At 72.6% G+C, this 16622-nt stretch carries 13 protein-coding genes and 1 pseudogene; 10 read left to right on the top strand and 4 right to left on the bottom strand.

The annotated features are described in order from the left end of the window. The first annotated feature begins 8 nt into the window (after nucleotides 1-8). Nucleotides 9-1721 (top strand): CBM35 domain-containing protein, encoded by a 1713-nt coding sequence (locus tag ASG28_RS14725; protein ID WP_235477936.1) that lies wholly within the window; start codon nucleotides 9-11, stop codon nucleotides 1719-1721. A 198-nt stretch (nucleotides 1722-1919) separates the two neighbouring features. Here ASG28_RS14725 and ASG28_RS14720 read toward each other — a convergent pair whose 3' ends face one another. Next, nucleotides 1920-3920 (bottom strand): Ig-like domain repeat protein, encoded by a 2001-nt coding sequence (locus tag ASG28_RS14720; RefSeq protein WP_055977809.1) that lies wholly within the window; start codon nucleotides 3918-3920, stop codon nucleotides 1920-1922. A 385-nt stretch (nucleotides 3921-4305) separates the two neighbouring features. Between ASG28_RS14720 and ASG28_RS14715 the strand changes: the two genes are divergently transcribed. The 4 genes from ASG28_RS14715 to ASG28_RS14700 all read left to right on the top strand — a co-directional run bounded on the left by ASG28_RS14715 (nucleotide 4306) and on the right by ASG28_RS14700 (nucleotide 8805). Further along, nucleotides 4306-4848 (top strand): PadR family transcriptional regulator, encoded by a 543-nt coding sequence (locus tag ASG28_RS14715; RefSeq protein WP_055977807.1) that lies wholly within the window; start codon nucleotides 4306-4308, stop codon nucleotides 4846-4848. Between the two features lie 5 nt (nucleotides 4849-4853). After that, entirely contained in the window at nucleotides 4854-6566 is a 1713-nt protein-coding gene (locus ASG28_RS14710; RefSeq protein WP_055977803.1) for an ABC1 kinase family protein, read from the top strand. A gap of 182 nt (nucleotides 6567-6748) precedes the next feature. Next, a complete protein-coding gene (locus tag ASG28_RS14705; protein ID WP_055978135.1) occupies nucleotides 6749-7354 on the top strand; it encodes a hypothetical protein in 606 nt (201 codons plus the stop codon). Nucleotides 7355-7389: 35 nt separating this feature from the next. Then, nucleotides 7390-8805, top strand: coding sequence for a LamG-like jellyroll fold domain-containing protein (locus ASG28_RS14700; RefSeq protein WP_055977800.1), 1416 nt, complete (start codon nucleotides 7390-7392; stop codon nucleotides 8803-8805). 24 nt (nucleotides 8806-8829) lie between these two features. Here the strand turns inward: ASG28_RS14700 and ASG28_RS14695 are convergent, their stop codons facing one another. From ASG28_RS14695 to ASG28_RS14685, 3 genes are all read right to left on the bottom strand, one after another. Then, nucleotides 8830-9342: a MarR family winged helix-turn-helix transcriptional regulator gene (locus tag ASG28_RS14695; protein ID WP_055977796.1), complete on the bottom strand. Its 513-nt coding sequence runs from the start codon at nucleotides 9340-9342 to the stop codon at nucleotides 8830-8832. Between the two features lie 102 nt (nucleotides 9343-9444). Then, nucleotides 9445-9723: a hypothetical protein gene (locus ASG28_RS16595; RefSeq protein WP_157485804.1), complete on the bottom strand. Its 279-nt coding sequence runs from the start codon at nucleotides 9721-9723 to the stop codon at nucleotides 9445-9447. Nucleotides 9724-9851: 128 nt separating this feature from the next. Continuing rightward, nucleotides 9852-11153 (bottom strand): ice-binding family protein, encoded by a 1302-nt coding sequence (locus ASG28_RS14685; RefSeq protein ID WP_055977790.1) that lies wholly within the window; start codon nucleotides 11151-11153, stop codon nucleotides 9852-9854. Between the two features lie 371 nt (nucleotides 11154-11524). On the opposite strand from ASG28_RS14685, the gene ASG28_RS14680 reads away from it, so the two are divergent. The 5 genes and pseudogenes from ASG28_RS14680 to ASG28_RS14660 all read left to right on the top strand — a co-directional run. Further along, complete coding sequence (locus tag ASG28_RS14680; RefSeq protein WP_055977787.1) at nucleotides 11525-12208, top strand: TetR/AcrR family transcriptional regulator; 684 nt, start codon at nucleotides 11525-11527, stop codon at nucleotides 12206-12208. Nucleotides 12209-12389: 181 nt separating this feature from the next. After that, the gene (locus ASG28_RS14675; protein ID WP_055977784.1) at nucleotides 12390-13427 is read left to right on the top strand and encodes a hypothetical protein; all 1038 of its coding nucleotides are present in this window, start codon (nucleotides 12390-12392) and stop codon (nucleotides 13425-13427) included. Nucleotides 13428-13526: 99 nt separating this feature from the next. Next, nucleotides 13527-15383, top strand: a complete 1857-nt coding sequence (locus tag ASG28_RS14670; protein WP_055977781.1) for a hypothetical protein — start codon at nucleotides 13527-13529, stop codon at nucleotides 15381-15383. A 125-nt stretch (nucleotides 15384-15508) separates the two neighbouring features. Next, nucleotides 15509-16240 carry an NADPH-dependent F420 reductase gene (locus tag ASG28_RS14665; protein WP_055977778.1) on the top strand — a complete coding sequence of 244 codons (732 nt, stop codon included), beginning with the start codon at nucleotides 15509-15511 and terminating at the stop codon, nucleotides 16238-16240. Nucleotides 16241-16325: 85 nt separating this feature from the next. Then, nucleotides 16326-16622: pseudogene (locus ASG28_RS14660) on the top strand (hypothetical protein); the annotation flags it as partial.

The raw sequence follows: 16622 nt of genomic DNA, 5'->3' as shown, positions 1-16622 counted from the left end.
GCTTCTCTGTGAACCGAACGAAGATCACGACGGGACTGCTGGCGGCGACGGCGGTCCTCGCGGCGCTCGTCGCACCGGCGGCACCCGCAGAAGCGGCGGGCAACACGCTCGTCGTCGACGCCTCGACGAGCATCAGGCCCGTCACCCACGTCGGAGCCGGGGGGCTGTACGCCGTGGCGTCCGACACGACGCCGGCCCCTGGTCTGCTGACGCCGTTGCGGCTGAAGCAGCACACGCAGCCCGCTCCCGGCGTGCAGCAGCTCGGCAACGGTGCCACCGTGCCGACCGGCGACGTGCTGAAGACGGCGAACGCGTTCACCCGCGACGGTGCACAGTCGTACGCCCGCATGCCCGACGTCTACCCGGACTTCCCGTACCGCTGGATCAGCTGGCAGGACTGGACGCAGAAGATCGACACGATGGTCGGGGCCCGGGTCGCCGCGGCGGGCACGACGAACATCAACGGCTGGGAGCTGTGGAACGAGCCCGACGGCACCTGGGACACCGCGAAGGCGGGCCCGTTCCTCGACGGGTGGACCCGGACCTACCGCCAGGTGAAGCTGCAGGACACGGTGACGCCGATCGTGGGTCCGAGCTACAGCCGCTACTACCCCGACCGCATGCGCGAGTTCATGGCCAGGGCGAAGGCCGACGGCACCCTGCCGGACGTCGTCGTCTGGCACGAACTGGACGACGGCGGGTGGGCCGACGTCGACGAGCACGTGGCCGACTACCGATCGATCGAGCGTGACCTCGGCATCAGCCCGCGTCCGATCTCGATCAACGAATACGGTTCGCCGAACCAGGTCGACACCCCCAGCGTCGCGGCCCACTTCATCGCGCAGTTCGAGCGCACCGGCATCAAGGACGCCGAACGCGCGTACTGGTACGAATCCGGGACGGTCGGGGGACTCGTCTGGAACAACGCTCCGACCGGGTCGTACTGGCTCTACAAGTGGTACGGCGAGATGGCGGGCTCCATGGTCGACGTGACGCCCTCGGGCGATCTCGACGGGTTCGCCTCGTACGACTCGACCCGCGGGATCGTCAACGTCGCGTTCGGCGGGACGTTCGGTGACAACGCCGTACAGGTCAAGGGACTGGCCGGTCTCGGGTCGCAGGTGAGGGTGGCGGTGAACTACACGCCGCGCTCGGGACGCATGGCGAACGTCGCTGCCCCGACCCAGCTGTCGAGTACCACCGTCGGCGTCGTGAACGGGGCCGTCACCGTCCCCATCCCGAACCAGGACTACCTCGGCGCCTACCAGGTGGTCGTCACGCCCGCGTCGGGCCCGGCCACGAGCTACCAGCAGACCTACGAGGCCGAGAACGCGACGGTGGTCAACGCGTCGATCCTGTCGTCGTCCTCGGCGTCCAACTCCGGCTACGTGGGTCGCATCGACGGTCTGGGTGACGGCCGGTCGAACTCGTTCGTCGATTTCGTGGTCGAGGTCCCGACGGCCGGCAGCTACTCGTTGACGACCCGCTACGCGAACGGAGGTGCAGCGACGTCGACGCAGGGCCTCGCCTTCAACGGTGGTGCGTTCTCGACGGTGTCGTACGCACCGACGGGTGGCTGGGGGCGGTTCGCCACCTCGGCGGCCACACCCGTCACGCTCAAGGCCGGGGTCAACGTGATCCGTCTGGCGAAGGGTTCTCCGAACTTCGCCGGGGGCACCGGATTCGCCGAGCTCGACTCGATCACGGTGACTCCGCGGTAGCCGCCGGTAGGCCGCCGGGCTCCTGAGAAGGCCCGGCCGCCCGACAGCTCTTCCTGTCGGGCCGGGCGGTGCGTCACGGTCCCGTGCCGTGACGCACCGCCCCTCTGTGGTCGCGACCCGCGCCTCCTGCCGTTCCGGCCCCCGGGGCCGCGGACTCGGCACCGCGGACTCGGCGTCGCGGACTCGGCGCCGCGCTCGTCAGCGCAGGACGACGATCATCCGCTTCGAGACGCTGGCGGACACGTTGCCCGACCCGGCGTACGACGCGGACAGGACGTACGTGCCCCCGCGGGTGAAGGTCCCCACCGGCACGGTGACGCGTCCTGCTCCGTCGGCCGAGACGGTGGCGGTGCCGACGGTCCTGCCGCCCGAGGTCACGGTCACCGTGCCGGTGGGGCGGGGGACGCCGGGGGCCGACACCGTGACCGTGACCGTCGCCGCCTTGTTCTTGGTGATCGCCGTCGTCCCGCGGGTCAACGCGCTGGACGAGGAGGCCTTGTCGACGGTCACTCCGACGACCGACGAGTCCGACGCCGTCTGCGCGGACGTGGCAGGGACGAAGGAGGCGCGCAGCTGGTGGGTGCCCGCCGCGGTCGTCCCCGGCAGGGTCACCGTGGCGCGCCCGTCGGACCCGACCTTCGTGCTGCCGACGACGGCGGTGCCGTCCCGGAGCGTCACCGTCCCGCTCGGGGCCGAACCGTCCGACGCGACGATCTGGGTGGTCGTCGTGATCGGCGTGCTCGAACCATACGTCTGACGGGTGCGGTCGACGCTCAGTCGAGTGGTCGTCGTCGCGGCCGCGGGAGCCGACAGGGTCGGGGCCGGAGCGGAGACGGGCGCCTTGGCGGCCCTGCCCGCGAGGCTGACGTCGAGGACCGCCCCGCCCGACGGGGTCATGGAGCGGACCGTCACGGTGAAGCCGCCGTTCGCACTCGTGAACGACTCGCCCGCGTCGAGGTGCGTGTCGCGACGGCTGGGATCGCGCTTCGCGTCGAGGCCGACGGCCAGGGCGACGGTCGACACCGTGCTGCCCGCGAGGGTGAGCGGTCGGAGCACCCGGACGCTGCCGGTCGTCTTGTCGCTGGTGAGTGCGCACCGCGTGAAGCCCGATCCGACGAGGGCGCAGGACGGAGAACGTCCGCCGAACTCCGGGCTGGTCGCGTCCGTGCCGGTGGCGGTGCGGTACTCGACGTAGTAGTCCTGCCCGCTGACCGGGTCGACGACCTTGAGGGCGCGGCCCTTCGCGGCACCGTCGAGCGAGGAGACGGTGACCTGGCGGGTGGTGCCTGCCCCGGTGAGGGTGGTGACGTCGGTCAGGTAACCGGCGCGGACCTTCTGGACGGACGACAGGTGGGGGCGGGAGGACGAGACCGAGTAACCCATGATGTCGAGGAAGTCGCCGTACTCGAGCACGGGGCAGGCGGCGGGGGAGTCGGCCGACGTGGCGTAGCGGTAGTCGCTCGCGGCCCCGTCGAACGAGGTCGTGCTGCGGCACATGCCGGCGCCGGCGTGGCCGAAGCCGAGGTTGTGGCCGAACTCGTGCAGCAGGACCGGGACGCCGAGGGCGGTGCCCGCGCCGTACGAGCTGAAGACCTCGCCGCCGTCGCCGCCGACCGTGCCGAACGCCGTCGCCGTCGTGCCGCAGGTCTCGCGGCTGATGACGATCAGGTGCTCGTTGGTCCCGGCCCACGCGTACTTGGCGAACCGGCCCCCGAAGGCCGAGGTGTGGACCGTGTTGAGCACCGTCGCGGGGACGCACGAGGTCTGGTCGAGCGAGGTCGTCTCGATGCCCGCGAGCGTCACGTCGACCGTGTGCCCGGACTCCTCCCACCAGTAGTCGTGCAGCTGGGCGATCGCGGCGCGGATCGAGGCGTCGTCGGGCGGCGTGGCCGAGTCGTCCCCGGTCGCGGCCGTCACCGTGGCGAGGCTGACGTAGACCGGATGCGTCGTCACGCCGACGGCGGGCGACACCTCGTCGTCCGTCTGCGCCTTCAGGAGGGGAGCGGCGGGCACCTGCATCATGTCGTCCGATAGGTCGGCCGTCGCACCCGTCGAGGCCGAGGCGGTCGTGACCGGCGCGGCGCTCGCCGGGTCGGGCGCGGGGCTCGTCGCCTGCGCCGGCGCGGTGGCCAGGACGGTGAGAAGCAGGGCGGCGCTGGCGGCGGTCGCCGCGAGGCGGCGGATCGGGAACGAGGGCATGACGGACTCCGGGGATCTCGGAGGCGCGAGTCGTCACCGAGGATGTGCTGCTCCGTCGGACGTCGGGGAACGACGGAGGTGCTGCCGCCTCGGCGGACGTCGGGGAACGCCGAGGCGGCAGGGTTCGCCGGCGGACGTCGGGGAACGCCGGAGAGGTGACGGCAGCGAGCCGTCGGTGGGGGTTCATACCCACGAATGGAACTCAATCACCCCCGTCCGTCGGCTCGGACCCCCCGTACGAGTGGTCGGGCACCCCCAGAACAGGACCGTTCGGGATCTCCGTCGTCGCGCCTCCTGCCTGGGCGTCAGCCCTGACGGGCCGGGGGACGGGGTATATCGTCCGGGTATCGTTCGACCCCGTTCCACCCTCGAGAAGGAGAACACCATGAGCAGCACGTCAGCACCCGGCACCTTCGGATTCGGCACCGGCCTCGACGGCATGTGGCAGGCCATGGAGCAGCTCCGCACGACCTTCGACCGCCGCGAGGGCACCCGCGCCCCCCGGGGCGAGGTGCGTGCCGCGATCCTCGCGCTGCTGGCCGAACGTCCGATGCACGGCTACCAGATCATCCGCGAGATCGACGAGCGCAGCGGCGGCGACTGGAAGCCCAGCGCCGGGTCCGTGTACCCGACGCTGCAGCTGCTCTCCGACGAGGGGCTCGTCGCCGCGGAGGAGACCGACGGTCGCAAGGTCTACTCGCTCACCGAGGCCGGCCGCGCCGCCGCCGGGGTCGACCCGTCGGCACCGTGGGAGCCCGAGCGCTCCGCCACCGGCGACCGGTTCCGCGCCCTGCCGAAGGCCGGCGTCGAGCTGGCCCGCGCCACGGCGCAGGTCGGCCGGACGGGCTCGCCCGAGCAGGTCGACGAGGCGGTGGCGGTGCTCGACGAGGCCCGTCGTCGCATCTACTCGATCCTCGCCCGAGACTGACGAGGGTGGCGTCGACCGACCCCTCCGCGTCCAGTCCACCGGTGCGTGACCGGGCCGGTCGCGCGCGCTACCGTCGCATCCTGCGGTTCGCCTCTCGGCACCTCGCCGTCACCTGGTGGTTCGAACTCGTCCTGCCCCGCTTCGGCCTGCGGGGTCTGGCCGAGCGGACCCGGGCCCGGCGCATGCGGCGATTCGCCCGGGGATTCCACGCGCTCGCACTCGACCTCGGCGGCCTGATGATCAAGGTCGGCCAGTACCTGTCGTCACGCCTCGACGTGCTGCCGCCCGAGATCACGAAAGAACTCGAGGGGCTGCAGGACGAGGTCACGCCCGTCCCCTTCGCGGGCATCCGCGCCCTGGCCGAGGCCGAACTGCGCCGACCCCTGGGGCAGGTCTTCGCGACGGTCGCCGAGACTCCCATCGCCGCCGCGTCGCTCGGCCAGGCGCACCGCGCGACGCTCGGGCCCGCCGACGCCGCCGACACGGGCCTCACCGACGTCGTGCTCAAGGTGCAGCGGCCCGGCATCGACGCCGTGGTCGACGTCGACCTGGCGGCACTCCGTCGCGTCGGCGGCTGGCTCAGCCACGTCCGACTGGTGTCGGACCGGGTCGACGCCCCCGCCCTGGTCGAGGAGTTCGCGCGCACCAGCCTCGAGGAGATCGACTACCTCAACGAAGCCGCCAACTCGGCCCGGTTCGCCGCCGACTTCGCCGACGACGACCGCGTCAGCGTGCCCGACGTCGTGTGGGAGCGCACCACGCGTCGCGTCCTCGTGCTGGACGACGTCTCGGCGATCAAGATCACCGACGTCGACGCGCTCGCCGCGGCCGGCATCGACCCCGCCGAGGTCGCGCCCGTCTTCGCCGAGGTGATGTTCGACCAGCTCTTCACCCACGGGTTCTTCCACGCCGACCCGCATCCCGGCAACATCTTCGTCACGCCCGTGCCCGACGCGGTCGACGGACAGCGACCGTGGAAGCTCACCTTCATCGACTTCGGCATGATGGGCGAGGTGCCGGCCGGCACCCGGACGGGCCTGCGCAAGCTGCTGATCGCGGCGGCCTCCCGCGACGGCTCGGGCATGGTCAACGCCATGCGCGACCTCGGCGTGCTGCTGCCGAGCGCCGACACGCTCGGGCTCGAGCGGGCCGTGACCGCCACCTTCGCCCGGTTCGGCGGCATGGGGTTCGCCGAGCTCCGTCAGGTCGACCCGCGCGAGTACCGCGAGTTCGCCGGGCAGTTCGGCGACCTCATCCGGTCGTTGCCGTTCCAGCTGCCCGAGGACTTCCTGCTCGTCCTGCGGGCGATGACGCTGACCTCGGGGGTCGCCAGCGCGCTCGACCCCGCCTTCAACCTGTGGGACTCGGTCGAGCCGTACGCGGCCCAGCTGATCCGCGACGAACGGGGCAACGCGGTGCAGGACGTCACGCGCCGCACCCTCGACGCCGCCACGGTGGCCGTGCGCCTGCCCGGCCGACTCGACCACCTCGTCACGCGCCTCGAGGACGGCACTCTCGAGGTGGGCAGCCCCCGGATCGAGCGCCAGTTGACGCGCATCGAACGGACCGCCCGGCGCGTGGTCTCGGCCGTGCTCTTCGCGGCCCTGCTCATCGCCGGAGCGGTCCTGCGCAGCGGGGACGACGTGGTCGGCACGGTGTTGATGGTCACCTCGGCCGTCCCGCTGCTGCACGCGCTCTTCGCGGGTCGCGGCCGCTGAGGCAGGGTCGGGTCGATCCGGCGGGGTACGAGGTGATCCCCCTCACTGGGGACACGACGACCCTCACCGAGATGACGATCCGTCGGTACCTTCGCCCCATCGGCACCGTGCCGAGACGTCCGAGCCCCCTCCCGACAGGCATCACGGGGGCCTCGGCGCCCCCACCCGAAGGACTCCCCGACATGTCCCGATCGATCAGTCGCGCCCGCTGGACGCGCCGTGCCCGCTGGGCCGCCGTGCCCGTCGCCGTCATCGCCTCCGGCGCCATCATCTCGACGGCGTCGTACTCGGCCTTCTCGGCCACCACCTCCAACCCGACGAGCAACTGGTCGACCGGCACCGTGCAGCTCACGGACGACGATTCCGACGTCGCCCTGTTCTCGGCCTCGAACCTGATGCCCGGTGACGCCGGGACGAAGTGCATCACGGTCACCTCGACGGGCAGCCTGCCCGCGGCCGTCCGCCTCTACGGCACGGCCGCGACCACGACCAACTCGCTGTCGTCGTACCTCGACCTGACGATCCAGCAGGGGTCGGGAGCCTCGAGCGCCTCGTGTGACGGCTTCACCCCGGCGAGCCAGGGCGCCCAGGTCTTCTCGGGCACGCTGGCCGACTTCGCGAGTCAGCGGACCGGCTACGCGAACGGCGCCCCGACCTGGTCGCCGACCGGGACGACCAGCGAGTCCCGCTCGTTCAAGTTCTCGTACACGCTCAGCCAGTCCACCCCGAACACCGGTCAGGACTCGCGCGCGGCGATCGCCTTCACCTGGGAGGCCCAGACCCGCTGACGCGGGAGTCGACGCCCGAGCCGGAACACGCCCTCATGACGACCGTCGCGACCTCCACCGTCGCCACCACCCCGCAGGTCCGCTCCGACCTGTCGTTCTGGGCTGCGCTGTGCCTGGCGACGGTCGCGCGGGTCGTCCTGACGACGGTCGTGTGCCTCCTGCTCTGGGCGGCCGTCCCGGCCCTTTGGGGCTGGTCGCCCACGACCGTGGTCTCGGGGTCGATGGCGCCCGCGATCGCCGCCGGGGACGTCGTGGTGGCGATGCCCGTGGACACCGCCGACCTCGCTGCGGGGCAGGTGTTGCTGGTCGACGACCCGGACCGCGCCGGAGAACTGCGGTTGCACCGACTGGTCGACACGACCGACGACGGCTCGCTGCGACTGAAGGGCGACGCCAATGCCCAGGTCGACTCCAGCCTCGTGTCGGCCGAGACCGTGCACGGCGTCGGGGTCCTGCTCGTCCCGTCGATCGGATCGTCGATGCTCTGGCACGGCGGCGACCGCGTCCTGGGCGTGCTCGTCGTGTCCCTCGTGGTGCTGCTCCTGCTCGCGGCGACGCGGCTCGAGCCGGCGAGCGAGGACGTCGCCGACCCGCTCGCCCTCTCCCGCCACCGCGCACCCACGCACCCGACGGGGCGGTCCCGCGCCGTCCGGGTCTCGGGTCTCGTGCTGGCCGTGGTCGCCGGGGTGGCCGTGCTGTTCCTCGTCGTCGGCTCGAGTCACGCCGCGTTCTCGGCCACCACGTCGGCGTCGAGCGCCCTCGCAACGGCCCGGTTCACCTGTCTCGATCGTCCGGTGGCGGCGCAGGCACGGTTCGCCTACCAGTTCAACGACGGCGTCGGCACGACCGCGCGCGACAGCAGTGGCAACGGACGATCGGGGACCCTCACCCGCGGGGCCACGATCGCCAGCGGCACGTGCGCCGGCGACGGCCCCCACCTGCGGCTCGACGGCGTGAGCGGCCAGGTCACGACGGGGCAGATGATCGACGGCCCACAGGTCTTCACCGTCGAGACCTGGTTCCGCACGACCACGACGACGGGGGGCAAGCTGATCGGCTTCGGGAACAGCCAGGCGGGATCGTCGGGCCAGTACGACCGCCACCTCTACCTGACCGACAGGGGCACGCTGATCTTCGGCGTCTACAGCGGCGGTTACTTCAGCGTGGAGAGCCCGGCGGCCTACACGGACGGTGCATGGCACCTGGCGACGGCGACCCTGAGTCCGTCGGGCATGGCCCTCTACGTCGACGGCACGCGGGTCGGTTCGTCGACCCAGGCGGCCGCCGAGAACGCCCGGGGCTACTGGCGGATCGGCTACGACGCGGTGAGCATCTCGTGGCCGTCGTCCCCGACGAGCAAGTACTACCGCGGCGACCTCGACGACACGACGGTCCTGGACGTGGCCTCGACGGCGGCCGAGGTGAGCGCGAGGTACGCAGCCGGTCGGTGAGACCCCCGGCCGGGTCGGGCCGTCTCAGGCAGGAGGCGCGGGTCGGTCGGCCGAGGCGCCGTCCGTGAAGCCGGTGGTCACGCCCGAGAGCAGGGAGACGACGCGTCGCGACTCGCGGTCGGACAGGCCGAGGACACCCTCGAGGGCCCCGAGTCGGCCCCCGCCCGCGGCTCGGGCGACGGCGCTGTGCACGGCCTCGGTCAGCTGCAGGTGCTGCCCCCGTCCGTCGCGGGGGTTCGTCCGCCGGACGACGAAGCCGCGGGTCACGAGGCGCGCGACGATGATCGACGCGGCCCCGCTGGTCATGCCGAGATGAGCCGCGACATCCATCGGCCGGGCCGACATGTGGCGGGTCTCGAGCCGGGCGAGGAACTGCACGGTCGTCAGCTCACTGGCCCCGATGCCCAACTTGGACCGCAGGCGGGCCCGGAACAGGGCCTCGGCGTCTTGCAGGGCGTAGATCGCATCGACGACGCGACCCGAGTTGGAGTCGGGATCGTGGACGTAGTCGACGGGGATCGGCGGGGGCTGGCTCATCAGGACCTCTCATGTGGTCCGCGAGCATCCGTCCGGTGACAGAGAACATCCGCAGAAACCCATCGAAGCACATCCGAACGCCCGGGTCGAGGCCCCGCGAGGTCAGCGGAAGCGGGCGGGCACGGGAGGCACGCGCATCCAGGTGGAGCGGTCGGTCCCGGCCTGGTCCACCCAGTCGACGAAGAGGTCCGAGACGGCGGCGAAGCGGGCGACGTCCCCGCGTCGGCAGAGACCCAGGTCGCCGTGACGGGGGAGGGGGCGTCCGACCCGAGCACCGACGGTCCCGTCGACCGGGGTGACGCTCGCCCAGCGCAGGGCGCGGCCTCCCGTGTTCCGCAGGACGAGGCACGTCCCGGCCGGGACGCCCGGGGTCTCCACCACGGTCGGTGCGTCGAGGTAGGTCAAGGTGAAGGGCGATCGGGCGGGCCGGGTCCGGACGGGCCGGGGCACCGGACCGGCCGGTGCCCGCCTCGGGCCGACGGCCGGTGCCGGCCGGGGCCCGAGGACGGTCATCGTCCGGAGCGTGCGGTGAGTCGACGGCGACGGATCGCCGTGACGGCGACGAGTGCGGCGCCGAGCAGCAGGGCCAGGCCGGCACCGATCGCGGGCAATGTGCTGTCCGAACCCGTGTAGGCCAGGTCGCCGCGGGGGCCGTTGCCGTTCCGGTCGGACACGGGGACCACCGGGGTCGGCGGGGTGGTCGCGCCGGGCGGCGTGGTCGTGCCGGGGGGAGTCACGGTGCCGGGAGGGGTGCCGCCCTCGCCCGGGGTCGGCGTGACGACGTCGGCCGGCGTGACCGTGATCGTGTAGTCCGCGGTGTCGGGCGGCGTGGTGCCGTTGTCGGCCGTGATGGTGACGGTGGTGTCACCCGGCGTGGTCGGTGTGCCCGAGATCTCGCCCGTGGTGCCGTTCAGCGTGAGGCCGGCGGGCAGGGTGCCGGTGGTGACGGTGAAGGTCGGGGCCGGGGTGCCGGTCGCCGTGACGGTGAACGAGTAGGGGGTGCCCTCGGTCGCGGTCGTCGGGCTGCCCGACGTGATGGTCGGTGCGACGGTCTCGGACGGGGTGCCGACCGTGGGGCAGGCTTCGGGGACGGTGATGGTGTTCGTGTCGAGGGTCACGGCGCCGGTGCGGGCCAGGAGGCGACCGATGACGGTGGCGCCCGTGGTCGCCGTGATCGACTCCTGGGCGAGGACCGTCCCGCGGAACTGCGCCGCGCTGCCGAGGGTGGCCGAGCTGCCGACCTGCCAGAAGACGTTGCAGGCGCTGGCGCCGCCGGAGAAGGTCATGGTGGTGTTCGAGCCGATGGTCAGGGTGCTGGCGGCCTGGATGACCCAGACCGACTCGGCGCTACCGGCGAAGGCCAGGGAGCCGTTGTCGGTGACCTGCACCGCGCCTCCTGAGTAGACGCCCGGGGTCAGTGACCGGCCGGCCAGGTCGATGACGTTGCTCTCCTGCGGGGTGAGGCTCGCCGCGACGCCGTAGGCGGTGGTGAGATCCTGCTTGGCGAGCTGCGCCGGTTCGTCGTTCACGTGCTGCACGCCCCCGACGATCACGCCGGGTCCGCCGGCGTCGAACCCGACGACCGAGGTGCCCGGGCTGAGGCCCACGTCGCCGTTCACGACGGTGGTCCCGGTGTTCGTGACCGTCGACCCGGCGAGCACGGCGTAGGTCGAGGCCGAGCCGAGGTCGACGGGGCCGTCGATCACGGTCGCGGCGCTCGCGGGCAGGGCCGAGGCCACCGTGAGGGCAGCGGCGACGCCGAGGACGAGCCCCGAACGGGCGAGGAGGGAGGTGGACGTCGAACGGGGCATGGCGCCACCTGACTGAGAAGAGGAGCCACCAGTGCACACGTGTCGGTACGTGCGGGTGTTCCCCGTTACTTGAGGTATACGCGGAACAACCTAATAACACAATGTTTAAAGCAGTTCCTGACAATCTGCCCGGGGTTGTGGGGATCGGGGCACGCCTGGCGTACTACTTGGACACGCCACACCGGTCCTCTTCGGGTGAGGACCGGCCACGACCCATCGGGTGTCGTGCGGCGAGGAGGGCGGCGGCGTTCGGGTACGCGCCCCCTCCGGCCCCGTCGGTCGCGTCGCCTCGGTGACGCGGCCGGCGCAGTGGTGCCTTGTGCCCCGGACTGGGCGTCGACCGGGCCCGTCACGGTCCGTAACGTCGATCCGTGATCCACGAGACCCATCCCGAGCCGGCGGACGCCCCGGCAGTCACCACCGCCCCGACCATCCCGTTCGGGGCCCCCTCCGCCGCCGTCGAGCGACGCATCGCGATCGTCGAGGCGGCCATGCGCGTCTTCACCGAGCACGCCTTCCACGAGGCGTCGTTCGCGCTCGTCGCCGAGGCGGCCGACGTGCCCGTGAAGGTCGTGACCGACGAGTTCACCCACTGGAACGGGCTCGTGCTCGCGACGGTCGACCTCTGGGTCGGTCGCCGCACCCGCCCCCTGCTGCCCCTCGCCCGGACCCACGGCACGATCGCCCTGTTGCGGGCCATCGTCAAGGCCAACGCCGCCGAGCCCGCGCTCATGCGCCTGCTGAGTGCCACGGTCAACGTCGCGGCCACCCCCGGCCATCCGCTCGCCAGGCCCCTGTACGAACAGTGGTTGCAGTTCTACCGGCTGATCCGCACCTCCCTCGCCCAGGACGTGGAGCTCGGGCGCGAGCCCGAGACCATGCAGCCTGCCCGGGGTGCCGAGCAACTGGTCGCCCTGTACGAGGGGCTGCAGCTCCAGTCGATGGTCCGCCGCGAGATGGACGTGCTCGAGTCGTTCGACCGCGCCGTCACCCGTCTGCGCGCCGGATGGGGCTCCGCCTACGTGCCACCGGCCTGGGACCTCGAACTGGTCTGACCCGCCCCTCGACCGGGGAGGACCGGGGCGATCGGGGTACATCTGAGACAGGCTCATGGACATTCCGCGATCGGCGGCGTAGAAAAGACGGCACATCGCGACTCACCAGCGTGATGAGGGGCACGACCCCGACGCCGGAACCCACCAGCCCGGCGTGAACTGCGACCGAAGAAGGTGCGCCGTGGATCAGACGGCCGAGACGACGACGAGGCGACCCGCCCCGCTCCGTTTCGCGCGCCTCCTCGGCTTCTCCGGTCTCGCCGCGATCGGCATGGTCGGTCTCGGACTCGCCTTCTCGTCGACGTCGGCCTCGGCCGACGAGGCCCCCTCGTCGCTCCTCGGCGGTGTCACCTCGGCCGTCGGCCAGGTCGCCGGATCGCTCGACGCCCCCGTGGCCGCCGTGGGTCAGACCGCAGGAGGCGCGGTGTCGCAGGTCACGGACGTCGCCGTCCAGGCCACGGCCGTCGCCCCGCCGGTGCAGCACGTCGTCCAGGCCGCCGCCCCCGTGGTGCCGCAGGCCGTCCAGCACGTCACGGCCGTCGCGCCCGTCTCGTCCGTCGTGGCTCCCGTCGCGCAGACCGTGGACCAGGTCGTCGCGGCCGTTCCCGTGGTGTCCGCCGTCACCGGCCCGGCACCCGTCTCGACCGTGACCGACCCGCTGACCGGCGTCGTCGACGGAGGCCTCGCCGCCGTCGGCGACTCGGCGGCGGCCCCCGCTGAGCCGATCGTCCCGCCCGTCGTGCCCGAGGGCGTCACGCCCCGGCCCGGCGTCACGCCTCCCGCGAGCGACGCCCTCACCGGTGCGGCCGCAGACGCCGTCGGGATCGACGCCCTCGGTGCCGACGTCGTCACGGCTGCCTCGGACGCCGACGCGGCGACCGCGGCGACGGACGCGACCGACGCGGTCACCACCCTGCGGGCGCAGATCGCCGCCGGTCCGGCCTCGGCCTCGGACGCGACCACCGTGCCCCTGGCGCCCACCCCGGGCCCCACGCCGCGTCCCGCCGGCGACGACCACGGCACGCCCGCCCTGCCCTCGAGCACCGGCGGCAGCGCGAACGGTCAGGCCTCGGGCGGTGGAGCGGCCGGCGGTGCCGTCGCGCTCGACGCGACCCGCGCCTCCCAGCTTCCCGGACTCGCCGTCTCGGCAGGGTCCGCGGACGGCGACGACGACCTCCCGTCGACGCCTGCGTACGACACCGACTCTTCCCCCGACTGAGGCCGGTCGCGTCGCCCCTGCAGCGCTCCCGCTGCCGGCGACATCAGCGACCTCGCCGCGACCACGCGGCACCACACACCTCATCTCTTGGAGAAGACCATGAACAAGTACGTCTCGAGAGGGCTCATGGGAGCGCTCTTCGTCGGGGGCATCTGGGCCCTCGGAACGACCGCCGCGAACGCGGCGACCACCACCGGTGACGACGGGCTGCTCTCGGGCACCCAGGTCGGCGCCGTCGTCGAGGCCCCGGTCTCGGCCCTCGGCACCGCCGTCAGCGTCCTCGGCGACTCGAGCAGCACGGCCGCGGCACCTGCTGCCCCTGCTGCTGCTCCCGCCGCCCCGGCTGCGGCACCTGCGGCACCTGCGGCACCTGCGGCACCTGCCGCGCCTGCCGCGCCGGTCACGACGACGAGCGGTGACTCGGGAGTGCTCTCGGGCACCCAGGGCATCGTCTCGGTCGACGTGCCCGTCACCGTCGGTGGCAACGCGATCTCGGTGCTCGGCGACTCGGCCGCGGCGGCTCCCGCCCCGGCCCCGGCAGCACCGGTCGCCCCCGCGGCGCCCGCACCGGCCACCACGTCGGGCGACGACTCGATCGGCTCGGGCACCCAGGGCCTGGTCGACGTGACCCTGCCGGTCACGGTCGGCGGCAACGCGATCTCGGTGCTGGGCGACTCGGCCAGCACGGGGACCACGACCGAGGCCCCCGCAGGAGGCGCGACTGACGCCGTTCCCGCCGGCTCGGCCACCGGCACCACCAGTGGTGACGACGGCGTCCTCGGCGGCACGCAGGTCGTGCCGTCGGTGGGGCTGCCCGTAACGGTCGGTGGCAACGCGATCTCGGTGGTCGGCGACAGCAGCACCACCGGTTCGACCACGGCTCCGGCCGTCGGTTCCGGCACCGGTTCGACCACGGATGGTGCCGCCACCAGTGGTGACGACGGCATCCTCGGTGGCACGCAGGTCGTGCCGTCGGTGGGGCTGCCCGTCACGGTCGGCGGTAACGCCGTCTCCGTCATCGGCGACAGCAGCAGCACCGGTTCGACCACGGCTCCGGCTGTCGGTTCCGGCACCGGTTCGACCGCGGATGGTGCCGCCACCAGCGGTGACGAGGGCATCCTCGGCGGTACGCAGGTCGTGCCGTCGGTGGGGCTGCCCGTGACCGTGGGCGGCAACGCGATCTCGGTGGTCGGCGACTCGGCCGGCACGGGAACCACGACCGGCACCGGCACCGGCACCACCGGAACCGGCTCGACCGGTGGCACCACCAGCGGTGACGACGGCATCCTCGGCGGTACCCAGGTCGTGCCGTCGGTGGGGCTGCCCGTGACCGTGGGTGGCAACGCGATCTCGGTGGTCGGCGACTCGGCCAGCACGGGAACCTCGACCGGCACCGGCACCACCGGCACCGGAACCGGCTCGACCGGTGGCACCACCAGCGGTGACGACGGCATCCTCGGCGGCACCCAGATCGTCCCCTCGATCACGCTGCCGATCGACCTGTCGGGCAACGCCGTCTCGGTGATCGGCGACAGCGACGTCACGGACGGGACGACCGGCACCACGCCGACCGACCCCACCACGCCGACCGACCCCACCACGCCGACCGACCCGACCGACCCGACGATCCCCGTCGACCCGGCCGAGCCGTTCGACCCGACCGATCCGGTCGACCCGACGACGCCCACCACCCCGGGTGATGACGGAACCACCACGCCGGACACCGAGGGCATCGACGGCATCGACGGCACCACCGGCTCCGTGCTCGTGACCGCCGCTTCGACCGACCGCAGCGTCCTCGCCTCGGGGACCAGCGCCTCCTCGGCCCTCGCCGCCGACTCGTCGCTCGCCTTCACCGGCGGCGACGCGACGGCCCCGCTCGCGGGTGGCCTGCTGGCCCTGCTGACCGGGCTCGGCCTGCTCGTCGCGGCCCGCCGCCGGACGGCTCGCGCCTGACGGTCACCCCCGTCGCTCGCTTCTGAGCGACTCCACACCGACGGTGCACCGCAGACCTGGTTCAGGGGCCTGCGGTGCATCGCCGCGTCCGGAATCGACGGGCGCCCTCGCGGGTTGCACGACACATGACGTCCGCACCCACCATCGGCATCCTCGGCGCAGGCAAGGTCGGGACCGTCCTCGCCCGCCTCGTCCACGCCGCCGGCCACCCCGTCCTGCTCGCCGGTTCCGGAGACCCCGCACGCATCCGCCTGATCGTCGACGTGATCGCCCCCGGGGCCCGAGCGGTCTGGTCGGCCGAGGCGGCGAGGGAGGCCGACATCGTCGTCCTGGCCCTGCCCCTCGGCAAGCTCGGCTCGGTGCCGGTGGACGCCCTCGCCGGCAAGGTCGTCGTCGACGCCATGAACTACTGGTGGGAGACCGACGGCCTGCGCGACGACCTCTCGGACGTCCGCACCTCGACGAGCGAGCTCGTGCAGCAGCACCTCCCGGAGTCACGCGTCGTGAAGGGCTTCAACCACATGGGCTACCACGACCTCGACGAGGGAGCGCTGCCGGCAGGAGACCCCGGGCGCAGCGCGATCGCCCTGGCGTCCGACGACCTCGAGGCGCTCGACGTCGTCGCGGGTCTCGTGGACGCCATCGGTTTCGATCCCGTCGCCCTGCCCACCCTGGCCGACGGCATCGCGCTCGAGCCGGGATCGCTGGCCTTCGGTGCGGACGTCGGGGCGACCGAAATCCGCGAGACGATCCGCGGCTTCTGGACCTCGCAACGAGGGCTCGCGGTGGCGCGGGCACGAGGCATGACGAGCCCCGCCGACGGGCCCGGCGAGACGGTCGAGGTCACGGCGGGGTAACGAAGTCGATGCGTTCCAATCCTTTTCGGCGACGGTGGCGAACCCTGTACATCCCCACCGGGACCAACAGACAAGGAGCTTCACCATGAACGCCTTCACTCGCAAGCGCATCACGAAAGCCGCCTTCGGCATCGCCGCCTCCGGCGCCCTGATCTTCTCCCTCGCCGCCTGCTCGTCCAACTCGGGCACCGCGACGGACACCTCSTCGACGTCGTCGTCSTCGTCCGAGCCGTCGGCCGCGTCGACGCCCGCCGCGTCGATCGCCGACCTCAGCAACGGCGTCGACACCCAGGTCGCCGTCGACGCGTCCTTCGTCGAAGCCCTCACCAGCCTCGGCCTGACCCCCGGCGTCGTGGGCACCGCGACCTTCACCGACGGAACC

Origin of the sequence: Frigoribacterium sp. Leaf415, from assembly GCF_001424645.1 — a bacterium.
GTDB lineage: Bacteria > Actinomycetota > Actinomycetes > Actinomycetales > Microbacteriaceae > Frigoribacterium.
Note: the sequence above shows the minus strand (reverse complement) of the source record. Positions and strands in the feature narration are given on the sequence as shown.

Coding starts and splice junctions, on each gene's coding strand:
- ASG28_RS14665 (WP_055977778.1), top strand. CDS start 15,509: ATGACGTCCGCACCCACCATCGGCATCCTCGGCGCAGGCAAGGTCGGG.
- ASG28_RS14670 (WP_055977781.1), top strand. CDS start 13,527: ATGAACAAGTACGTCTCGAGAGGGCTCATGGGAGCGCTCTTCGTCGGG.
- ASG28_RS14700 (WP_055977800.1), top strand. CDS start 7,390: ATGACGACCGTCGCGACCTCCACCGTCGCCACCACCCCGCAGGTCCGC.
- ASG28_RS14715 (WP_055977807.1), top strand. CDS start 4,306: ATGAGCAGCACGTCAGCACCCGGCACCTTCGGATTCGGCACCGGCCTC.
- ASG28_RS14685 (WP_055977790.1), bottom strand. CDS start 11,153: ATGCCCCGTTCGACGTCCACCTCCCTCCTCGCCCGTTCGGGGCTCGTC.
- ASG28_RS14720 (WP_055977809.1), bottom strand. CDS start 3,920: ATGCCCTCGTTCCCGATCCGCCGCCTCGCGGCGACCGCCGCCAGCGCC.
- ASG28_RS14705 (WP_055978135.1), top strand. CDS start 6,749: ATGTCCCGATCGATCAGTCGCGCCCGCTGGACGCGCCGTGCCCGCTGG.
- ASG28_RS14695 (WP_055977796.1), bottom strand. CDS start 9,342: ATGAGCCAGCCCCCGCCGATCCCCGTCGACTACGTCCACGATCCCGAC.